The 20,331-nt window shown below is 72.3% G+C and carries 12 protein-coding genes and 2 pseudogenes; 4 read left to right on the forward strand and 10 right to left on the reverse strand.

Going from position 1 to position 20,331, the window contains the following annotated elements; translation table 11 throughout:
- Positions 1-168 precede the first annotated feature (168 nt).
- Positions 169-1,488, reverse strand: coding sequence for an alpha-glucosidase/alpha-galactosidase (locus tag ACFWBT_RS09185; RefSeq protein ID WP_385697602.1), 1,320 nt, complete (start codon positions 1,486-1,488; stop codon positions 169-171).
- A 159-nt stretch (positions 1,489-1,647) separates the two neighbouring features.
- On the opposite strand from ACFWBT_RS09185, the gene ACFWBT_RS09190 reads away from it, so the two are divergent.
- Positions 1,648-2,859 (forward strand): RNA-guided endonuclease InsQ/TnpB family protein, encoded by a 1,212-nt coding sequence (locus ACFWBT_RS09190; protein ID WP_385697603.1) that lies wholly within the window; start codon positions 1,648-1,650, stop codon positions 2,857-2,859.
- A 204-nt stretch (positions 2,860-3,063) separates the two neighbouring features.
- On the opposite strand, the pseudogene ACFWBT_RS09195 reads toward ACFWBT_RS09190, so the two are convergent.
- From ACFWBT_RS09195 to ACFWBT_RS09215, 5 genes and pseudogenes are all read right to left on the reverse strand, one after another.
- A pseudogene (locus tag ACFWBT_RS09195) lies at positions 3,064-3,984 on the reverse strand (carbohydrate kinase family protein); the annotation flags it as partial.
- Positions 3,985-3,990: 6 nt separating this feature from the next.
- Positions 3,991-4,821 (reverse strand): carbohydrate ABC transporter permease, encoded by an 831-nt coding sequence (locus tag ACFWBT_RS09200; RefSeq protein WP_266764355.1) that lies wholly within the window; start codon positions 4,819-4,821, stop codon positions 3,991-3,993.
- Positions 4,818-5,780, reverse strand: coding sequence for a carbohydrate ABC transporter permease (locus tag ACFWBT_RS09205; RefSeq protein ID WP_385697605.1), 963 nt, complete (start codon positions 5,778-5,780; stop codon positions 4,818-4,820). The genes ACFWBT_RS09200 and ACFWBT_RS09205 overlap by 4 nt, the downstream gene beginning before the upstream one ends.
- A 48-nt stretch (positions 5,781-5,828) precedes the next feature.
- Complete coding sequence (locus tag ACFWBT_RS09210; RefSeq protein WP_385697606.1) at positions 5,829-7,121, reverse strand: ABC transporter substrate-binding protein; 1,293 nt, start codon at positions 7,119-7,121, stop codon at positions 5,829-5,831.
- An 11-nt stretch (positions 7,122-7,132) separates the two neighbouring features.
- Complete coding sequence (locus tag ACFWBT_RS09215; RefSeq protein ID WP_385697607.1) at positions 7,133-8,089, reverse strand: endo alpha-1,4 polygalactosaminidase; 957 nt, start codon at positions 8,087-8,089, stop codon at positions 7,133-7,135.
- 335 nt (positions 8,090-8,424) lie between these two features.
- Here ACFWBT_RS09215 and ACFWBT_RS09220 point away from each other — a divergent pair, with 335 nt between their 5' ends.
- Positions 8,425-9,336, forward strand: coding sequence for an alpha/beta fold hydrolase (locus ACFWBT_RS09220; protein ID WP_385697608.1), 912 nt, complete (start codon positions 8,425-8,427; stop codon positions 9,334-9,336).
- The gene (locus tag ACFWBT_RS09225) at positions 9,333-12,110 is read left to right on the forward strand and encodes an AAA family ATPase (protein WP_385697609.1); all 2,778 of its coding nucleotides are present in this window, start codon (positions 9,333-9,335) and stop codon (positions 12,108-12,110) included. The genes ACFWBT_RS09220 and ACFWBT_RS09225 overlap by 4 nt, the downstream gene beginning before the upstream one ends.
- A 78-nt stretch (positions 12,111-12,188) precedes the next feature.
- Here ACFWBT_RS09225 and ACFWBT_RS09230 read toward each other — a convergent pair whose 3' ends face one another.
- From ACFWBT_RS09230 to ACFWBT_RS09240, 3 genes are all read right to left on the reverse strand, one after another.
- Entirely contained in the window at positions 12,189-12,686 is a 498-nt protein-coding gene (locus tag ACFWBT_RS09230) for a universal stress protein (protein ID WP_385697611.1), read from the reverse strand.
- A 5-nt stretch (positions 12,687-12,691) separates the two neighbouring features.
- Positions 12,692-13,948: an arsenic transporter gene (locus ACFWBT_RS09235; RefSeq protein ID WP_385697665.1), complete on the reverse strand. Its 1,257-nt coding sequence runs from the start codon at positions 13,946-13,948 to the stop codon at positions 12,692-12,694.
- A 427-nt stretch (positions 13,949-14,375) separates the two neighbouring features.
- A complete protein-coding gene (locus ACFWBT_RS09240) occupies positions 14,376-16,775 on the reverse strand; it encodes a SpoIIE family protein phosphatase (protein WP_385697612.1) in 2,400 nt (799 codons plus the stop codon).
- A 254-nt stretch (positions 16,776-17,029) separates the two neighbouring features.
- On the opposite strand from ACFWBT_RS09240, the gene ACFWBT_RS09245 reads away from it, so the two are divergent.
- Complete coding sequence (locus ACFWBT_RS09245) at positions 17,030-20,125, forward strand: glycoside hydrolase family 2 TIM barrel-domain containing protein (protein WP_385697613.1); 3,096 nt, start codon at positions 17,030-17,032, stop codon at positions 20,123-20,125.
- Here ACFWBT_RS09245 and ACFWBT_RS09250 read toward each other — a convergent pair.
- Positions 20,036-20,309 (reverse strand): annotated as a pseudogene (locus ACFWBT_RS09250) (hypothetical protein); the annotation flags it as partial. The gene ACFWBT_RS09245 and the pseudogene ACFWBT_RS09250 overlap by 90 nt on opposite strands.
- Between the last annotated feature and the right edge of the window lie 22 nt (positions 20,310-20,331).

Consider the following 20,331-nt stretch of genomic DNA (forward strand, 5'->3'; position numbering starts at 1 on the left):
GGTGGTGCCGGAGGGCCGGGTGCCGGTGCCCGGCCGTGGGCCGAGGGCGGGGCCGACCGGGCGAGGGGCGCTGCGGCCCGTCGCCGGGAATCCGCGACTCGGTGGGGCCCCGGCCCCCGGCCCCTCCCGGCCCCCGGCCCCTCCCGGCCTCCGGTCCCGGCCTCGGACTCAATGGCCCAACTGCGCCCTCAGTTCGGGCTGCAGCAGGTCGCCGTGGGCCCGTACGAGGTCGTCGCACAGGTCCCAGATGCGCTCGACGGGGAGGGCGGCGGCCGTCGCGGGGTCGGCCATCGCGGCGTGCCGGATGTGACGCGGCTCGTTGTCGGTGGCGGCGCGGACCACCAGGTCGTTGACGGCGACGTACGCGCTGTTCAGCGCCGCGCACTGCGGCGGCAGCGCGCCGACGCGGGTCGGCTGCACCCCCAACGCGTCCGTCAGGCAGGGGACTTCGACGACACAGTCCGCCGGGAGGTTGTCGATCAGGCCGCGATTGGGCACATTGCCGTAGATCGTGCGCGGGGTGCCGGTGAGCGTGCTGTGGATGATCTGCGGGGCGTACTCCAGCGTGCCCTCGACGGGGAGGGGTTCCCCCGAGGCGAGGGCGTCGCGGGTGCGCCGGTAGCTCGCCGCGTTCTCCTCGATGATCTCCAGATAGGCGCCGACCGGCAGCCTGAGCCGCTCGATCTCGCTGTCGTGGTGGAGGTACCACGGCACGTACTCCGATGAGTGCTCGCTGGTCTCGGTGGGGTAGTGGCCGAGGCGGCGGTACATGTCCACCCGGACCCGGCGCAGCAGTCCCGGGTCCTTGGCGATGGCCTCGTCCAGGAGCGGGTAGAGGTCCTGGCCCGCGCGCTCGAAACGCAGCACCCACGCCTGGTGGTTGACCCCGGCGGCCAGATGGGTGACCTCCTCGAAGGGGACGCCGATCAGGTGGGCGAGGTCGTGCATCGTCCAGTACACCGAGTGGCACAGGCCGGTGACGCGCAGGGCCGGGGCGAGGCGGCTGAGGTAGAGGACGTTCATCGCCATGGGGTTGGTGTAGTTCAACAGCAGGGCGTCCGGGCAGAGTTCGGCCATGTCGGAGGCGAGCGCGCGGAGCACGGGGAAGGTGCGCAGAGCGCGGAAGATGCCGCCGATGCCGAGCGTGTCGCCGATGGTCTGGCGCAGTCCGTAGCGGGCGGGGATGGCGAAGTCGGTGCGGGTCGCCCCGTCCATGCCGACCTGGATGATGTTGATGACGAAGTCGGCGTCCTCCAGGGCCGCGCGCCGGTCGGCATGCGAGGTGATCGTGGGCTTGGCGCCGCGCACGCCGGCGATGTACCGGGCGGCGCCCTCCGCCGTGGCGAGCCGCTCCGGGTCGATGTCGTGCAACGCGATCCGGGCGTGGGCGAGTTCGGGAAACGTGAACAGGTCGGCCAGCAGTCCCTGGGTGAACACCACACTCCCGGCTCCGATGAAGGCGATCTTCGGGGTGGTGACGTCGTTCATCGGATTACCTCCATGGATACTCCGGCCTTCAGGCCGGCGAGGGAACGGACTCCTCCGGAGCAGGACAGGGAAAGCCGGAATCGCCGTCAGGGCGATTCGGCGTTCGCCGACTACTGGTCGGCATCCTCTGCTAACACGGAAGCCGATAAAGTGTGAGGCATGACGCGGCAGGTCAAGCGGGCGTTCAAGTACCGCTTTTACCCCACGGGTGAGCAGGCGGCTGAGCTGTCCCGCACGTTCGGCTGCGTCCGCTTCGTCTACAACAAGGCGCTGGAGGAGCGCACGCGGGCCTGGTACGGCGAGCAGCGCCGCATGTCCTACGTGCAGTCGTCCGCCGCACTGACGGAATGGAAGAAGACCGAGGAACTCGCTTTCCTGGCCGAGGTGTCCTCTGTCCCGCTCCAGCAGGCGCTGCGCCATCTGCATTCGGCGTTCGGGAACTTCTTCGCCAAGCGGGCCAGGTATCCGCGCTACAAGTCTCGGAAGAGGTCGCGGGCTTCGGCCGAGTACACCCGCAGCGCCTTCAGGTGGCGCGACGGGAGGCTGACGCTGGCCAAGATGGCCGAGCCTATGGACATCCGCTGGTCGCGTCCCCTGCCCGAGGGCGCGGAGCCGACCACGGTGACTGTGTCCCGCGACAGCGCGGGCCGCTGGTTCGTGTCTCTGCTCTGTGAGGACACCATCGCCGTCCCGGCCCCTGCTATGAACACGGCGGTCGGTCTGGACGTCGGGGTCACGTCGCTGGTGGCGTTGTCCACCGGGGAGAGGATCGCCAATCCCCGGTACGAGCGTCGCGACCGCGCTCGTCTCGCGAAGGCTCAGCGGGAGCTGTCGCGCAAGGCGAAGGGATCCGCCAACCGGGAGAAGGCTCGCCGCAAGGTCGCCAGAGTGCATGCCCGGATCGCCGACCGGCGCCGTGACTTCCTGCACCAGCTGTCGACTCGACTCGTCCGTGAGAACCAAACGGTCGTGATCGAGGACCTCGCCGTCCGCAACCTGCTGAAGAACGGCAGACTCGCACGCGCCATCGCCGACGCGGCTTGGACGGATCTCCGCATGATGCTGGAGTACAAGTGCGCCTGGTACGGGCGCGAACTTGTCGTGATCGACCGCTGGTTCCCATCCAGCAAGCTGTGTGGGGCGTGCGGGTCGGTCCGCGGCGAGTTGCCGCTGAACGTGCGTGAGTGGACGTGCGACTGTGGCGTGACGCATGACCGCGACGTGAACGCGGCGAAGAACATTCTCGCGGCCGGGCTGGCCGTGTCTGCCTGTGGAGACGGTGTAAGACCTCAACGGGAGTCCTCCCGGACGGGGCAGTCGTCGGTGAAGCAGGAAACCCAGCGAGCGACCGTTGGAATCCCTCGCCTTTAGGCGGGGGAGAAGTCAAGAACGGCTCCAGGTGTCGGAAGTGCGGGGGGTCTCTGAAGTGCCCTGGCCTTCGGCGGTGTTCGGGGCCTTCGCGCGGTGCGGGCCGGCGCCCGGGGCGTCCGCGGTTCGAGGGGTGGTGCCCGAGTGGCTCGCGTGGTCGAAGGGGCCCGAGGAGGTGGACCGGGGTGACGCGGACCGGTGGGCGGTCGCGGTGCGGGCCTCGTCCCAGGTGGGCTGTGCCGCCGTCCCGCCGTGCGCCCGGGTCGACAGCGAACCGCAGGCGGTGGCCACCGTGAGCGCGGAGCGCAGGTCAAGGCCCCGCAGGGTCGCGGCGACGAATCCGGCGTCGAAGCTGTCGCCCGCGCCGACAGAGTCCACGGGGTCGACCGGCACGGCCGGTACGCGCGACAGCCGTGTCCCCGCGCACGCGAGGCTTCCGTTCGCGCCGTCCTTGACGACGACCGTCGGTCCCCGGCCGGCCAGGAGCACGGCGGCCGGGACCAGTTCGGTCTCCCCGGACAGGGCGCGTGCCTCCGCCGCGTTGGGCAGCAGGAAGTCGATGAACTCCAGTACCGGGTCCAGGAGGTGGCGGTCCCAACGGCCTGCGGGGTCGTCGTTGGTGTCGAGGGACGTCGTCGCGCCCGTCTCCCGGGCCACGGCGAACACCTCGGCCAGTGACCGCGCCAGACGGGGCATCAGGAAGAACGATGCCGCGTGCACGTGCCGGGAGGCCGCGATCAGGTCCCGCGGCACGTCCTCGGGACCGGTCGCCGCGAGACAGCCCGGCGCGGTGAGGATGGCCCGGTCCCCGTCCCCGGCCGTGACGACGGTCGTGAGCGGTGTCGGCAGGTCCGGGTCCGTGACCAGGAAGCCGATGTCGACGCCGCGTCCGGCGAGCGCCTCGCGCACGAAGGCGCCCGCGGGATCGTCACCGACCCGGCCCGCGAACGCGACCCGCAGTCCGAGCCGCGCCGCGCCGCACGCCATGATCGCCGCGGAGCCGCCCAGCACCAACCCGGCGTGCTCGACGAGCTGTTCGCGCTGCCCGAAGACAAGGGGGCCGCGCAGCGGACCGACCACGACATCCGGATTGGCGTCGCCGACGACCAGGAGATCGAACGAATTCATGCCCGCCTAGCCCTTCAGCCCGCTCGAAGTGAGCGACTGGACAAAGGTCTTCTGCGCGAGCAGGAACGCGATCAGGACGGGCAGCACGGTGATCACATTGCCCGCCATCACCGCCGACCACCGCGTGTGGTGCTGTCCCTGGAACGTCGTCAGACCGAGTTGCAGCGTGTACTGGGTGTCGTGGTTGATCGCGATGAGCGGCCAGGACAGATCGTTCCAGGTGCTCAGGAACGTCAGCACCGCGACCGTGGCCAGCGCGGGCCTGGCCAGCGGCAGCACGATCGAGAACAGCACCCGCAGCCGCGAACACCCGTCGATCCAGGCGGCCTCCTCCATCTCCCGGGGCAGGGCGAGGAAGAACTGCCGGAACAGGAAGACCGCGAACGGGGTGACGAGCGAGGGCACGATCAGCGCGCCGAGCGAGTCGATGAGCCCCAGCTCCTTCATCACCAGGAACGTCGGGATCATCGTGAGCTGGAAGGGGATCACCATCGTCGCCAGCATCAGCCCGAGCAGCGCCCGCGATCCGGCGAACCGCATCCGCGCGAAGGCATAGCCGCCCAGGGCCCCGAGCAGCAGATTCGACAGGACGGCCGCCGACGCGACGATCAGTGAATTGGCGAACCAGCGGGGGAACATCGCGTTCCCGAGCACATAGCGGTAGCCGCCCAGGTCGATGCCCTTCGGCCACAGCGCGGGCGGGAACCGGTTGATCTCCGCGTTGGACATCACCGAGCTGAGCACCAGCCACACCAGCGGCAGCGCGAAGCACAGCGTGAGCGGCGCCAGCAACAGGTGCCAGGCGCTCAACCTCCGGGAGGCGGTGGGTGAACTCATCGGACCGCTCCTTCCGTACGAGCCTGCCGGCGCCGTACGAGGTGCAGCGCTCCGCTCGCCACCAGCAGCGCGACCGCCAGGACGTACGCCGCCGCGGCCCCGTAGCCGGCCGTGAACATCTGGAACGCCTGCTGCCAGACGAAGTAGACGACCACGCCGGTCGAGCCGAGGGGCCCGCCCTTCGTCGTCACATAGATCAGGTCGAAGACCTGGAGCGCCGTGATCAGCTGCCACAGCAGCAGGAACACGGTGACCGGGGTGAGCGTCGGCAGGGTGATGTGGCGCAGCACCCGCCAGCGCCCCGCCCCGTCGATCCGCGCGGATTCCACGAGTTCGGGCGGGACGTCCTGGAGCGCGGCCAGATAGACGACCACACAGAAGCCGACGCCGCTCCACAGCGAGATCAGCACCAGCAGGTAGATCGCCTGGTCCGGGTCGGTCAGAAAGCCCTGAGGGTACAGGCCGATCTTGTGCAGCAGGGAGTTCGCGGCGCCGAATTCCGGATCGAGGATGAACGAGAACAGCACGCCCTGCGCGGTCGCCGACACCACGAACGGAACGAAGACGAGCGTGCGGTAGAGGCCGATGAGGGGGATACGGCGGTTCAGCGCCAGGGCGAGCGCCAGCCCGCCGAGCAGGCTGAGCGGCACGTACAGGGCGGTGTACAGCAGCGTATTTCCCACGGCCGTATGGAAGTCGGGGTCCTGGATCAGCGCCCGGTAGTTGTCGAGGCCGACCCAGCGGCCGGGGGTGACCAGATCGTCGGCCCGGAAGGAGAGCAGCAGCGACCAGATGACGGGCACGATGCTCAGACCCAGGATCACGACGACCGCCGGGCTGATGAACCCCCAGGCGGTGGCCGTCTCGCGCCGGGCCCGGCGGCGGGCGGCGCGCCGTGCGGCGGCCGGGCTCACCGCGGCGCCCGGTGCGAGCGTGAGGGCGCGGGGAAGAGTGGACATGACGGCCTCCTTCACCTGGAAGTCAGCTGGGAACGTCGGAAGTCGAGGTCACCGGGGGATGAGCAGGGCCGCGTCGGCCCTGTCGGCGCACCGGCGGATGGCGTGGGCGGGGGAGTCCTTGCCGAGCAGGACCGAGACGATCGCCTCGCCGAGAGCCTGGGAGATCTGCGGGTAGGCCGGGTGCACCGGCCGGACCCGGGCGGATTCCAGTGCGTCGGTGAACACGTCGAGACCCTTGGTCGTCGCGGAGTGGGCGCGCCACTCCGGCCGCCGGGCGGTGCCCGAGCTGAGCGGGAGGCTGCCGGCGGAGATGCCCCAGCGCGCGTCCTGCGCCGGCCGGCTCATCCAGCGGACGAACTCGACGGCGGCCCGGGAGCGCGTCTCGCCGTTGTCGAACACGGTCCAGGTGTCCGGCCCGGAGATGGTGACCGGTCTGCCGTTGTAGGTCGGCAGGGGGACGACGTCGTAGTCGACCTTCGCGGTGATGATGTCCGGAAGCTGCCAGGGTCCGGTCGCCACCATGGCCATCCGGCCGCCCAGGAAGACCTGGTACATCTGCTCGCCGCCCGGCTTCGGGTCCACGTACACGCTCTGGTCGTGGGCCAGCCGGGCGAGGGTCCCCAGGGCCTCGGTGCCCTGTTCGGCGAAGCCGATGCCCTTGCCGTCGGCGGCGACCACGTCGCCGCCGAGGTCCCAGATCATCGGCCACAGCCGCCAGACGGTGTCCTCGTCGCCCGTGCCCGGCCAGCCGGTGCCGAACACGCCGCGCCCGGAGTCGGTCAGCCGCCGCGCGGTGTCGGCGAACTCGTCCCAGCTCCAGCCCGGCTCCGGGAAGGGGACCCCGGCCTGCCGGAACAGCTTCTTGTTGTAGACGACGGCCAGCGAGTCGAGCACCGCCGGGGCGGCGCGCACCTTGCCGTTGACGGTGACCGCGTCCCGTACCGGCGCCCAGAAGGAGTTCCACGGCGGGGAGCCCGTGTGGAGCGCGGAGGTCAGATCGACGACCCGGGGGCTGCGGGCGACGCTGGCCAGGTCCGAGCCGAAGACGTAGGCGATGTCGGGGTAGGAGCCGGCGGCGAGCGCGGCCGTCACCTTCTGGAGCATCGCGTCGGCCAGCACCCCGCCGCCCGAACTGTCCACGTGGACGCGTGGATGCGTGCGGTTGAACTCGGCGACCAGCGCCTCCACGGCCTTCCTGGCCGTGTCGTTCTGGCCGTGCCACAGCTCGACGGTCACCCTGCCGTCGGCGCCGACGCCGTCCGAGGGGCCGGCGCAGCCGGCGAGTGCCCCGGCGGCCGCCGCGCCCAGGAGCAGCCGGCGCCGCGCGATCGCGCGTGTCATCCCGGCCCCCGTCAGCGAGTCTTGCGGACGTAGTCGGCGCCGCCGGGCGTCGAGACCAGCACGTCCCGGCGCACGATGCTCAGCCGGTCGCCGAAGGCCGAACGGGCCTTGCGCAGACCCCTGTCGGTGTACTCGACGACGACCACCCGGTCGTGGAACGCCTTCGCGTACTCCCCGCACTCGTCGTACTCGCCGCACTCCTCCGCCACCGCGAAGTCGAGCCCGGTCCGCGACCTGAGCCCCGCCAGTTCGACGGTGTTCTTCTGCCCGATCGCCAGCTGCCGGGTGTGCGCGTGCTCCGACAGCAGGCGGATGAACGCGGTGGCGTCGTCCGCGGTCAGCAGCTTCCGGGAGCGGGTGTAGCTGTCGAGGTTGTCCGGCTCGACCGCGTCGAATCCCTTCCGGGCGCAGTCGTCGATCCACCGGTCCACGCGCGCGGCCACCCGCTCGCGCTTGGCCGGCGTGCGGATGTCGAGCAGCGCCTCGTTCCAGTCCTCGTCGACGACGACCTTGCCGTGCGCGTCCCGCAGCAGCAGGTCGGCGGGCCACTGCCCGCGTTCCTCCGGCTGCGCCTGGAAGGCGTTGACGTAGCAGATGTTGTACAGGCCCGGCGCGGGGGACGACGAGCGGTCGCGGCTGACGATGCGGACACCGGCGGCCGGCGGATAGGCGCCGCCGATCTGGTAGTCGAATCCCGCGTGGAGCGGGGGGAGTTTCACCTTCGCCGTCCGGTCGGGGCGGTGTTTCGGTTTCGGCGATCCGGCTGTCGTCGCGACCGGCGCCGAGGGCTCGGCCGGGGTCCCGGAGGGCGCCTGAGAGGCGGCCGGGGTCCCGGACGTCCTGCTCGGGCTCTTCGGTGATGCGCTCGTGTCGTTCCCCGAGTCGCAGCCCGCGAGCGTCAGAAGACCGGCCAGGGCCGTGGCCGTACCCAGAACTCCGGCGCGGAGAACACGTTTGACGGGGGGCATGTCCGCTCCATCAATCGCGAGTACGTCCCCGCCTCGGACGCTGCCCGCGATCCTGGCGACTTTGGCCGGACTTGAACCGAGTCCGCTACCGGCTGGGCGTACCTCTGCGTGCCGGGTCGCACCACGGCACGCCAGGATCAAATCGTGCATGCCCGACTTCGTCAAGTGCCTGCCCCGGCCACGGGGCACACTCGGGCCCCCGCCCCGCCGGCCGGAGCGCGGGCCGGCCGCACGACGGATGCCGCCGCCGGGGAAGTGCCCCGATTCCGGCCGGGCGCCCGTCGGGAGGCCGGGCACGGCCATGGAGCCCTGACCTGACGCTTTATCGTCAGAGCATGACCGGAGAGCGCATCGCACTGGCCGTACACGATCACGGGGGCGACGGCCCACCCCTGCTTCTCCTCCACGGAGCGGGTCGCACACTCGCCGACTGGGCCGCCGTCGCCCCGCTGCTCGTCCCCCGGCACCGGGTGCTCGCCGTCGACCTGCGCGGACACGGCCGCTCACCCGCGGGCACCTGGAGCCTCCCGGAGGTGCTCGCCGACCTCGAACGGGTGCTGGAGCACTACGACATCCCCCACGCACTGCCCGTCGGCCACTCCCTCGGCGGGATGCTCGCCGTGCTCCACGCGTCGCGGCACCCGGACGTCACGCCCGGGGCGGTGAACCTCGACGGGTACGGATGGGGCCGCCCCGACCAGTACGTGGGACTCGCTCCCGCCGACGTCGAGGAACGCCTGCTCCAGGTCAGGAAGTTGGCGCACTCCCGGTTCGGCCTCCCGCTCCCCGCCGACGGATTGCGGGAGCTGCTCGCCCAGCAGCGCACCACGTCCGCCCGACTGGGCATCCCCTACGAGCTGCTGGAGGCCGGCGCCGTGCGGTCGCTGCGGGAGCGGCCCGACGGAACGCTCGACGTCGGACCGGAGCGGGAACACGCGCGGGAGATGCTCGCCGCGATCGACTCGCTCGACCTCTTCGCCCTGTTCCGCGGCACGCCCGTTCCCCAGCTCATCGGGCGCGCGCTGCGGCCCGGCCCGGCGATCCACGGGATGGAGTGGTTCGACGCGCTGATGGCCGCCTACGCGCGAGGACTCGCCCGGGACCTGGCCCGACTGGCCGAGGAGCGGCCCGATGTGACGATCGCGGAGATCGACGGAACCCACGCGATGCTCCTGGAGAACCCGAAGGCCGTCGCCGACGCCGTCCTCGCCTTCACCTCCACGGCGATCCCCGGGCCCGCCGCATGACGCCGGCCGGAGACGAGTGGATCGTCGGCCGTGACCGGGAGATGACCCTGCTGTCCCGCCTGGTGGACGAGCTCGCGGCGGGCGGCTCGGAGTCGCTGGTGGTGACGGGCGGCCCCGGCGCGGGCAAGAGCGTGCTGCTGGACGCCACCGCCCGCACCGCGCGGCGGGCCGGCGTACGGGTGCTGCGCTGCCGGGGCAGCGAAGGGGAGTCCGAGCTGGCGTTCGCCGGACTGCACCAACTCCTGCGTCCCGTCCTGGACCTGTCCGACGGCCTTCCCCCGCGCCAACGTACCGCGCTGCTCGGCGTGTTCGGACTCGACGACGGCACCGAGCCGGCGTCCGACCCGATGCTGACCGCGCTCGGCGCCCTGACGCTGCTCTCCGACGCGGCCGAACGGGGCCCCGTCCTGCTGGTCGTCGACGACGCGCACTGGATGGACCTGGGCACGCTCGACGTCCTCGCCTTCGTGGCCCGGCGGCTGGAAGGCGAGCCGGTCACCCTGGTCCTGGCGGCCCGCGACTCCGACGTACCTTCCCAGTTCGCCCGGGAGATACGGCAGTTGACGGTCGAGCCACTCGATCGGGCGTCCGCCGCGCTCCTCCTCGACCACCAGCCGCGACCGCCCGCGGGGCGGGCCCGCTCGCACGTCCTCGAACAGGCCGCGGGTGTCCCCCTGGCACTCGTCGAACTCACCCGCGCCGCCGGACGCGACCCCGCGACCGCCGAGGACGGCACCCTGCCCCTCACCGAACGGCTGGAAGCCATCTTCGCCGCCGACCTCCCCGAACTGCCCAAGGAGACAAGGCAGTTGCTGCTCCTCGCGGCAGCCGCGGAGAGCGCCGAACTCGCCGTCATCCTCTCCGCCGCCGGTGACACGGCGACCCCCGACGACTGGCTCCCCGCCGAGCGCGCCGGACTCGTCCGCATCGACGACGACCACATCCGCTTCCGCCACCCGCTGATCCGCTCGGCCGTCTACCAGGCCGCGGGCTACGCCGAACGCCGGACGGCCCACCGGGCGCTCGCCGACGTCCTCGTCGCCGACCCCGACCGCCGCGCCTGGCACCACGCGGCCGCCGTCTCCGGAGTCGACGAGCAGGCCGCCCGAGGCCTGGAGGACAGCGCGGCCCGCGCCCAGCGCCGCGGCGGATACGCGGCCGCGGCCACGGCCCTCGAACGCGCCGCCCGGCTCAGCCCCGACCCCGCCGTCCGCGCCCGGCGCCTGGTACGCGCCGCGACCATGGCGATGTACGCCGGACACCCCCGCTGGGTCGGCGAGATCAGCGCCCGCGTCGCCACCATCACCGACGACCCGGCCCTGCTCGCCGAAGCGGCCCTGCGCGCCGGCTGGGCGCTCGCCGTGACCACCCAGTTCGCGGGCTCGCTCGGCTTCCTGCTGCCCGTCGCCGAAGCCGCCGTCGACACGAACCCCGTCCTCGCCCTCGACGCCCTCGGCACCGCCGCCACGCCCGCGTACAACTCGGGCGCTCCGGAACACCGGGAGAAGATCCTCGCCCTCGTCGAACGCGTACCGCCCCAGGAGGACGAGGCGGGCCGCATGTGGGCTCTCGCGGCCTGCGATCCCGTACGACACCGCAGGCGGGCCCTCGACCTGCTCGCGGACGTCCGGAGCGACCCGCGGTCTCCGACCGCGGCCGGGGCCGACCTCCCGCTCTCCCGCCTGGTCGTCACCGGAGGAGCCGCCTGGGTGCTGGACGAGACCGCCGAGGCGGTCCGCCTGCTCGGCGCCGCCCTGGAGCATCTGCGGCGCTCCCCGACCGCCGGTGCCAACGCCACCGTCGCCCAGGCGCTCGCGCTGGCCCTCTACGAGAGCGGCGCCTGGGCGGAGTGCCGCGGCGCCCTCGACGAGGCCTACCGGACGGCCGCCGAAGCGGGCCTGGAGAACGTCGCCGCCGGCTCGCCGCTGCTGCGCGCGACCCTGCTCGCTCTACGAGGGGAGACCGAGGCGGCCCGAACGGCCGTGCAGCGCGCCGTCCACGGCATCGACCTGCCGCACTGCCGCAGCCTCCAGGTGCGCGCCCACTACGCGCTCGGCGCGGCAGCTCTCGCGGACGGCGACCACACGGCGGCCTACGACCGCTTCCGGGCCGTCTACACCCAGGAGCCGGAGCCCGCACCCCTGCACTTCCACGCCTCGGACTACTACCTCGCCGACCTCGCCGCGGCCGCCGTCCGCACCGGACGGACCGAGGACGCGCGGAGCGTCCTCGACGCGGCCCGCCGCCGCCTCGCGCGCGGCGAGATGTCGCCGCGGCTCGACGCGATCGTGCACCGGGCCGCCGCCCTGCTGGCCGAACCGGACGACGCCGAGCGGCACTTCGAGCGCGCCCTGGCCGATCCGGCGGGGGACCAGTGGCCCTTCGAACGGGCCCAGGTCCGCCTCGACTACGCCGAGTGGCTGCGCCGCCGCCGGCGTGCCGTGGCCGCCCGCCCGCTGCTCGGCGCCGCGCTGCACGTCTTCGAGCGGCTCGGCGCCCACCCCTGGACCGAACGGGCCCGCGCGGAACTCCGGGCCGCCGGCGTCACCCCCGGCACCGCACCCCAGACCTCCCTCGACGCCCTCGCAGAACTGACCGCGCAGCAGGTGCAGATCGCCCGTCTCGCCGCGGCCGGACTCACCAACCGGGAGATAGGGGAACGCATCTTCCTCTCCCCGCGCACGGTCGGCTTCCACCTGTACCGGATCTTCCCCAAACTCGGCATCACCTCCCGGGGCCAACTCCGGGACGCGCTGGCCGACCTGCCGGAGTAGTCCGTCCTCGGCGCGGACCGGCCACCGTGTCCCTCATGCCTCACGCCAGGCCGGTACCCCGCTGGGGGATTCGCCACTTCAGTGACGCGGCGGATGCGGGGGAGGCGGCGGCAACGTCGTGACGCCCGGTGCCGGCTCGGGCCAGACGAGCAGCACCGGGCAGGGCGCGTGGTCCACGACGAAACGCCCGGCCGGTCCCAGACTGTGCGGGCCGAGTCGGCTGCGGTCGCCGTCGCGGGCCAGCACGAGCAGATCGGCCCCCTCGGCCGCGGCGACCACCTCCCGCTCGACCCGGCCGGCACGCTCCAGCCGCGTCGCCGGGCCGCCCAGCCGCGCGGCCGCCGTGTCGAGGAGCTCCGCGCCCGAGGTCGTACCGAGGGATTCCAGGAGGTCGCCCGGGTCGGGCTCGGAGCGTCCACGGCCGAGGAGACCGGCGAAGGCGCCGTGCGCGAGACCCGGCACCCCGGGGTCCGCGACATGGAGCAGCACCACGTCCGTCGCACCGGGAGCGTGCGTGTGTACGGCGTCCACGCACGCCGGCCATGTTCCCTCGACCAGCCAGACGACCACCCGCATACCCATCAGCCTCCGATGACGTGGAGCGAGACCCACAGCGCCAGTACGGCGGGGACCAGCGCCGCGGGCACGGCGATCAGGCCCAGCCGGGTGAACTCCTTGAGGTCGACGCCGTGTTCGTGCTGATGCACGATACGCCGCCACAGCAGCGTCGCCAGGGAACCGGCGTACGTCAGATTGGGCCCGATGTTGACGCCGAGCAGGACGGCCAGCACCGCGCCCGCACCCGAGTCGGCGGCCAGCGGCAGCAGGACGAGGACCGCGGGCAGGTTGTTGATCAGGTTGGCCAACACGGCGGCGATCGCGGCGATGCCGAGCAGCGCGGGCAGCGAGCCGCCGTCCGGCAGGAGCCGGCCGAGGGCGTCGGCCAGACCGTTGTCCACCACCGCGCGGACCACGATGCCGAGCGCGAGGACGAAGGCGAGGAAGGACGGCGCGGCGGCACGCACCACGGTGAGCGGGGTGGTGCGGCGGCGGACGAGGGCGCGGGTGGCCAGGACGAGTGCTCCCGCCGCCGCGGACCAGGCCGGATCGATGCCGACCGCCGAGGCGACGACGAAACCCGCCAGTGTGCAGCCCACGGTGATCAGCGCGAACAGCGGTACGTCCGGGGCCTCCTCCGTCCGACGGGGGAGCGCGCCCGCCCCGAGGTCGAGGGCGAAGAAGCGGCGGAAGACCAGGTACTCGGCACCGATCGCGACCAGCCAGGGCAGCACCATCAGCGCGGCGAACCGGGTGAAGCTCAGACCGCTGGCGGTGAACGCGAGCAGGTTGGTGAGGTTGGAGACCGGCAGGAGGAGCGAGGCGGTGTTCGACAGGTGGGTGCAGGCGTACACATGCGGTTTCGGGCGGGCCCCCATCCGCGCCGCCGTCGCGAACACGACCGGCGTGAGCAGCACGATGGTGGCGTCCAGGCTGAGCACCGCCGTGATCGCCGAGGCGAGGACGAAGACCGCCGTCAGCAGGCGGCCGGGCTCCCCCGCGGCCCAGCGGGCCATCCACGCGCCGCAGGCGTGGAAGAGCCCCTCGTCGTCGCAGTACTTGGCCAGGACGAGGACCGCGGCCAGGAAGCCGATCACCGGACCCAGGTGCGCGGCCTCCGCGCGGACGTGGTCCCAGGAGATCGCCCCCGTGGCCAGGACCAACCCCGCGGCGGGCACGGCCACGACCGCCTCGGGCCAGTCGAACGGCCGCACCACCGCGCACACGAGGACGGCCGCGAGCAGGACGACGGACAGCGCCTCGGCGAACGGACCGCCCAGAGCGGCGGAGAACGGCGCGGCGAGATGCGCGCCGAGATGGGTGCCGAGTCCGGGGAGATGCGGTGCGGCGAGATGGGCGCCGGGGCCGGGGAGATGCGGTGCGGCGAGATGGGCGCCGGGGCCGGTGGAGAGTGCTTCGGCGAGGGGGGTGCCGGCCGTGCCGGAGATTCCTTGGACGAGCGGGCTGTTCAGGGTTCGGTCCTCCGGGCGGTGATGGCGACGCGCTCCCATCACATCAGACGAGACATCCCTCGTCCCTCAGGCCCCTCACGCCGCGTCGCCGACCTGCCCCGCGCTCGCTCCCGAGCGCCTCACGCCGGCGTCGGCGAAGGCGCTCTGCGTGCCGCCCCTGTGATGCACGCACCCCGCGTCGGCGGGTTGCCCGGCTCTCGCCCCTGAACGGCCCGTCAGGCGCCGGGAGCGGCGCTCACTCCTCGCCGACGAGTGACAGCTCCGCCCAGATCGTCTTGCCCTCCGGCGTGTGCCGGCTGCCCCAGCGCTGGGTGAGCTGGGCGACGAGGAGCAGCCCGCGCCCGCCCTCGTCGAAGGTCTTCGCACGCCGCAGATGCGGCGCGGTGTGGCTGCTGTCCGAGACCTCGCAGATCAGGGTCTCGTCGTCGTGGATGAGCCGCAGCCGAATCGGTGACTCGCCGTACCGGATGGCGTTGGTGACGAGTTCGCTCACCACGAGCTCGGCCGTGAAGGTGGCCCCGGTCAGCTCCCAGACCTCCAGCTGGTCGGCGACCTGCTTGCGGATCGGCGCGACGAGAGCGGGGTCTGCGGGGATGTCCCAGGTGGCCACGTCGGAGGCGGCGAGGCCATGGGTACGGGCGAGCAGCAGCGCCACGTCGTCCGGTGCCCCGCCCGCCGGAAGCAGCGCTTGGAGGATCGCGTGCGCCGCTCCTTCGAGGGACTGCGACGACTCCTCCAGTGCCCGGCACAGCAGCCGGTGGCCGGTGTCGAGATCCCGTTCACGGCTTTCGAGCAGGCCGTCGGTGTACAGCGCGAGCACCGTGCCCTCGGGCAGGTCGAGCTCGACGGACTCGAAGGGCAGCCCGCCGAGGCCGAGCGCGGGACCGGGCGGCACGTCGACCTCCCGGGACACGCCGTCCGGCAGCAGGACGACGGGCGGTGGATGGCCCGCCCGGGCGAGGGTGCAGCGCCGGGAGACCGGGTCGTACACCGCGTAGACGCACGTGGCGCCGACCTCTCCGGTGGTGCCCTCGGAACCGGCCTCGGCGGACAGCCGGACGACGAGGTCGTCGAGGTGGGTGAGCAGCTCGTCCGGGGCCAGGTCGATGTCGGCGAGCGTACGGACGGCGGTGCGCAGCCGGCCCATCGTCGCCGAGGCCTGGATGCCGTTGCCGATGACATCGCCGACGACCATGGCGACCCGCATCCCGGACAGCGGGATCACGTCGAACCAGTCGCCGCCCACCCCGGCGCGCGCCGCGGGCAGATAGCGCGACGCCGCCTCCAGGGCCGCCGTGCGGGGGAGGGACTGGGGGAGCAGGCTGCGCTGCAGGGCGAGCGCGGTCTGGCGCTCGCGGGAGAAGCGGCGGGCGTTGTCGATGCAGACGGCGGCCCTGGCCGTGACCTCCTCGGCGAGCAGCACGTCGTCGGCGGTGAAGGGATCGGCCCGCCGGAACCGGCTGAGGACGGCCACCCCGAGCGTGCGGCCGCGGGCCCGGATGGGCACCGACATGGTGGCGTGGATGCCGTACTCGCGGACGCGCTTGCCGCGGACCTCGTCCCAGTTCAGCCATTCCTCCAGCGTGCCGTTCGCGTTCGGCGCGACGAGCGGCCGGCCGGCGATCAGGGAGTCGGCCTGCGGTGAGGACGCGGGGTAGACGTCGACGTCGCCGGGTTCGACGACCGCTTCGGGGCTGCCCGCGTTCACCGACCGGTGGGCGGCGCGGCGGAGCGTGATCGGGGCGGTCGGCGGCTCGGCGCGGTACTCGCCGCCGTTGTCCGGGGGGTCCAGCAGATCGACACTGACGAAGTCGGCGAGGGCGGGGACGCAGACGTCGGCCAGTTCCTCGGCCGTCCGGGTGACGTCCAGGGTGCTGCCGATGCGTACGCTCGCCTCGTTGACCAGCTGGAGCCGCTCGCGGGCCCGGTACTGCTCGGTGAAGTCGTGCGCGGCCAGACACACGCCGTGCACCCGCCCGTCGGTGTCGGTCAGGGGCGCGATCCGCGCGAGCCAGTGGTGCGGCCGGTCCGTGCCGCCGCTGCGCGTGTACGTCTCCACGTCCCGCCCGCGGCCGGAGGCGAGGACGTCGGTCATCTCGCGCTCCAGCTGCGCACCGGCCCGCTGGTCGCCGATCTCGGAGATCCGCAGGCCCCGGATCCGGTCCTCCGGGAGGCCGATCACCTCGGACATCGCGTCGTTGACGCCGTACAGTCGCAGCCGTTCGTCGTAGACGGCCATGGCGCACGGGGACTGGGCGAGGACCGCGCGGACCAGCGGGGCGTCGAGGGCGCGGAGCTCCCGGGAGTCCGGGGCGCCGGGCTCCCGGGCGTCCAGCGGGGTGACCACGAGCCAGTCGCCGCTCCGTTCGAGGCGGTGGGCGAGCAGCCACACGGTCAGGACACGGCCGTCGCGGTGACGCAGGGCGAGCAGCCCGTCCCAGCGGTGGTCGGTGGATCCCGGCGGTGCGGTGGTGGCCTCGGGAGCGAGGAGTCCCGACGCCGGGCGGCCCTCGACCTCCTCGGGCGCGAACCCCAGGAGCCGGTGGGCGCCCTCGCTCCAGTGGATCAAGGTGCCGTTCTCGTCGATGACCGCCCGTGCAGTGGCGGCCTCGTCGAGAGGGTGGACCGGGCTCATCGTCGCCACTTTCCCTTGTGCACACTCACCGTGAACAAGCGCGTCATCCGGGTTCCAGCCTAGTGGCTGGGCGCCCCGCGCACCGCCGAACGCGGACGCCCCGGACAGCCATTCGTACGGTGAATTTTCGGCCGATGCGAGCGGCGGGACGGAAGTGACCGCCTGACCCTTGACTCCGTCGCCTGTCCCACCGTCAGAATCTGTTTGTTCACGATCAGTTGTGATGGCTTATGGGAACTGATGAGGGAGACGCTGTGACGGTCGCTCGTAGATCGGTATTGATCGCAGGAACGGCCGTACCCGCCGTCGGCGCGCTCTCCGGCGTCGCCGACGCCCGGCCGGCGGCGCCCGGGCAGGCCGCGGGACGCCGCACACTCGCCCTGCGCGACGGCTGGCGCTTCGCTCTGGTCGACGCGGGCGGCATCACCGACCCGACCGGTGCCTACACAGGGGCCGAGCGGCCCGAGTACGACGACTCGGCGTGGCGGGCGGTGGCGGTGCCGCACGACTGGAGCATCGAGCAGACGCCCACCACGGAGCACGGCACCACCAGCGGCACCGGGTTCTTCCCCGGCGGCCTCGGCTGGTACCGCACCTCCTTCACCCTGCCGCCGGCCTTCGCGGGCAAGCGGATCTCCGTGGAGTTCGACGGGGTGTACATGGACGCCTCCGTGTACTGCAACGGCGAGGAGGTCGGCCGCCACCCCTACGGATACACCGGCTTCGCCTTCGATCTGCCCGGCTCGCTGCACACGGACGGCGATACCGCGAACGTCATCGCGGTCCAGGTCCGCAACCAACTCCCCAGCAGCCGCTGGTACTCGGGCAGCGGCATCTACCGCGAGGCCCGGCTGGTCGTGACGGAGGCGATCCATGTAGCGCGCTGGGGGACACGTGTCACGACACCGGAGGTCGACGGGGAGCGGGCGGTCGTCCGGGCCCGTACGACCGTCGTCAACGAGTCCGGTGCACCGGCCGAGGTGCGGGTGATCTCGACGGTCATCGGCCCCGACGGCCGGACCGCCGCCCGCACGAGCGGCACGGTCACGGTCGGCGACCGGACCGAGGAGACCCACGAACTCACCGTCGACAAGCCGAAGTTGTGGGACTTCGCGACCCCGGAGCACCGCTACACGCTGGAGACCGAACTGCGCGTCGGGGGCGCCGTCGTCGACACCTTCCGCACGCCGTTCGGCATCCGCACGTTCCGCTTCGACCCGGACGAGGGCTTCCACCTCAACGGCGTCCACGCCAAGATCAAGGGCGTCGACCTGCACCACGACCAGGGCGCGCTCGGCGCGGCGATCAGCATCGACGCCGTACGCCGCCAGATGACCATCATGAAGTCGATGGGCGTCAACGCCTTCCGCACCTCCCACAACCCGCCCTCGCCGCAGATCGTCCAGGTCTGCGAGGAACTGGGCATCGTGATGATGGTGGAGGCCTTCGACTGCTGGCGGACCGGCAAGACGACCTACGACTACGGCCGCTTCTTCGACGAGTGGGCCGAGAAGGACGTCACGGAGATGGTCCTCGCGGCCCGCAACTCGCCCGCCGTGGTGCTCTGGTCCATAGGCAACGAGGTGCCCGACTCCACCTCCACCGCCGGGCTCGCCATGGCCGACCGGATCATCGGCGCCATCAGGGCCGCGGACGACACCCGCCCGCTGGTCATCGGCTCGGACAAATACCGCCGCCTTCCCGCCAAGGGCTCCGCGGCCGACCTCATGCTCGCCAAGCTCGACGGCCTCGGCCTGAACTACAACACCGCCAAGTCGGTGGACGCCCTGCACGCCGCCTACCCCCGGCTGTTCCTCTTCGAGTCCGAGTCGTCCTCCGAGACCTCGACCCGCTCCGCGTACCAGGAGCCGGAACACCTCAACACCGGGGAGAACCACACCCCGGGCAGGCGCGCGGTCTCCTCCTACGACAACAATCTCGCCTCCTGGACGATGAGCGGCGAGTACGGACACAAGAAGGACCGCGACCGCAGATGGTTCGCGGGCCAGTTCCTGTGGTCGGGCATCGATTACATAGGGGAGCCCACGCCGTACGACGTCTTCCCGGTGAAGGCCTCCTTCTTCGGGGCGGTCGACACGGCCGGCTTCCCGAAGGACATGTACCACCTGTTCAAGAGTCAGTGGACGAGCGAGCCCATGGTCCATCTGCTGCCCATGAGCTGGAACCACACGGCGGGGGACACCGTCGAGGTCTGGGCCTACGCGAACGTCGACACCGTCGAGCTGTTCCTCGACGGGAAGTCCCTCGGCACGCGGACGTTCGACACCAAGAAGACCACCGACGGGCGTACGTATCTGGAGACCACGGAAGCGACCGGCGACGACAAGACCTTCACCGGCGGCCCGTATCCCGGGAGTTACACGAGCCCGAACGACAGCGCGGGCAAACTGCATCTCACCTGGAAAGTCCCCTATGCGCCGGGGGAGTTGAAGGCCGTGGCCCGGCGCGCCGGCAAGACGGTCGCGACGGACGTCCTGCGCACGGCCGGGGTCCCGCACGCGATACGCCTGACGCCGGACCGCACCTCGCTCGCGGCCGACGGGCGTTCCCTGGTGTTCGTGACCGCCGAAGTGGTCGACGCCCATGGTGTCGTCGTGCCCGACGCGGAACACCTCATCGCGTTCGACGTCGACGGCGGATCGCTCGCCGGTCTCGACAACGGCCGCCAGGAGAGCGCCGAGCGCTATCAGGCGAGCACCCGGACCGCCTTCCACGGCAAGGCACTCGCCATCGTCCGGTCCGGGACGAGGGCGGGCTCTCTGAAGGTGACCGCGCGGGCGAAGGGGCTGCGGGCGGGCTCCGCGACCGTGCGCGCCGCCCGCGCCGGGTCCGGGGCGGCCACCCCGGTGACGCCGTTCGGGCCCGACCACCCGGCTGCCCCGAACTACCCCTACGCGGACGCCAGTTATTCGGGCCGCACGGACACCCTGCCGGCCGCGATGCTCGACGGTGGCGTGGCCACCGGATGGTCCAACGCCTTCTACAAGTCGGCGACGGCACTGCTGCCCGCCTTCGGCGGCGCCCGCCCCGAGGACTGGGTCTCGGTCGCCTGGGCGCGCGCCCGCCGCGTCGACCGCGTCGAGGTCTCCTTCACCGTCGACGCGACCCACACCCGCCCGGCCTCGGTCGAGGTGTCGGTGTGGGACGGGAGGCGGTACGCGCCGGTGCGGGGGACCGCCGTCGACTGGGCCACGACGTCGGACACGCCGACCGTGATCACCTTCGACGCGGTACGCGGCTCACGCCTGCGTCTCGTCATGGCGAGCGGGCACCCGGGCGCCTCCGACGGCGGCCTGCGGATCAGCCGTCTGGAGGTCCCGGTCGTCTGACGGGCCGGTGGCGAGGGTCCGTCGCTCGCGCTCGGTGAGCGTGTGGAGTTTCGGCCGGGCCGAGCGGACGGTGCACCTCGACGTACTCGCCGTGCGGCAGGCGCCTGACGACGCCTGTCGCACGGCCGTGCGCCACCAGTTCGCGGTCCCGCAGCTGCGGACCCGGGCCGATCCGGCGGGTCACGTGGCCGAAATCTGACGCACGC

Source organism: Streptomyces sp. NPDC060027 (genome assembly GCF_042737005.1).
In the GTDB taxonomy this organism is placed as follows: domain Bacteria; phylum Actinomycetota; class Actinomycetes; order Streptomycetales; family Streptomycetaceae; genus Streptomyces.

What these genes read in the sequence shown, in the direction of transcription:
- ACFWBT_RS09220 (WP_385697608.1), top strand. Translation starts at nt 8,425, where the DNA reads ATGACCGGAGAGCGCATCGCACTGGCCGTACACGATCACGGGGGCGAC.
- ACFWBT_RS09210 (WP_385697606.1), bottom strand. Translation starts at nt 7,121, where the DNA reads ATGACACGCGCGATCGCGCGGCGCCGGCTGCTCCTGGGCGCGGCGGCC.
- ACFWBT_RS09215 (WP_385697607.1), bottom strand. Translation starts at nt 8,089, where the DNA reads ATGCCCCCCGTCAAACGTGTTCTCCGCGCCGGAGTTCTGGGTACGGCC.
- ACFWBT_RS09230 (WP_385697611.1), bottom strand. Translation starts at nt 12,686, where the DNA reads ATGCGGGTGGTCGTCTGGCTGGTCGAGGGAACATGGCCGGCGTGCGTG.
- ACFWBT_RS09185 (WP_385697602.1), bottom strand. Translation starts at nt 1,488, where the DNA reads ATGAACGACGTCACCACCCCGAAGATCGCCTTCATCGGAGCCGGGAGT.
- ACFWBT_RS09240 (WP_385697612.1), bottom strand. Translation starts at nt 16,775, where the DNA reads ATGAGCCCGGTCCACCCTCTCGACGAGGCCGCCACTGCACGGGCGGTC.
- ACFWBT_RS09190 (WP_385697603.1), top strand. Translation starts at nt 1,648, where the DNA reads ATGACGCGGCAGGTCAAGCGGGCGTTCAAGTACCGCTTTTACCCCACG.
- ACFWBT_RS09225 (WP_385697609.1), top strand. Translation starts at nt 9,333, where the DNA reads ATGACGCCGGCCGGAGACGAGTGGATCGTCGGCCGTGACCGGGAGATG.
- ACFWBT_RS09200 (WP_266764355.1), bottom strand. Translation starts at nt 4,821, where the DNA reads ATGAGTTCACCCACCGCCTCCCGGAGGTTGAGCGCCTGGCACCTGTTG.
- ACFWBT_RS09205 (WP_385697605.1), bottom strand. Translation starts at nt 5,780, where the DNA reads ATGTCCACTCTTCCCCGCGCCCTCACGCTCGCACCGGGCGCCGCGGTG.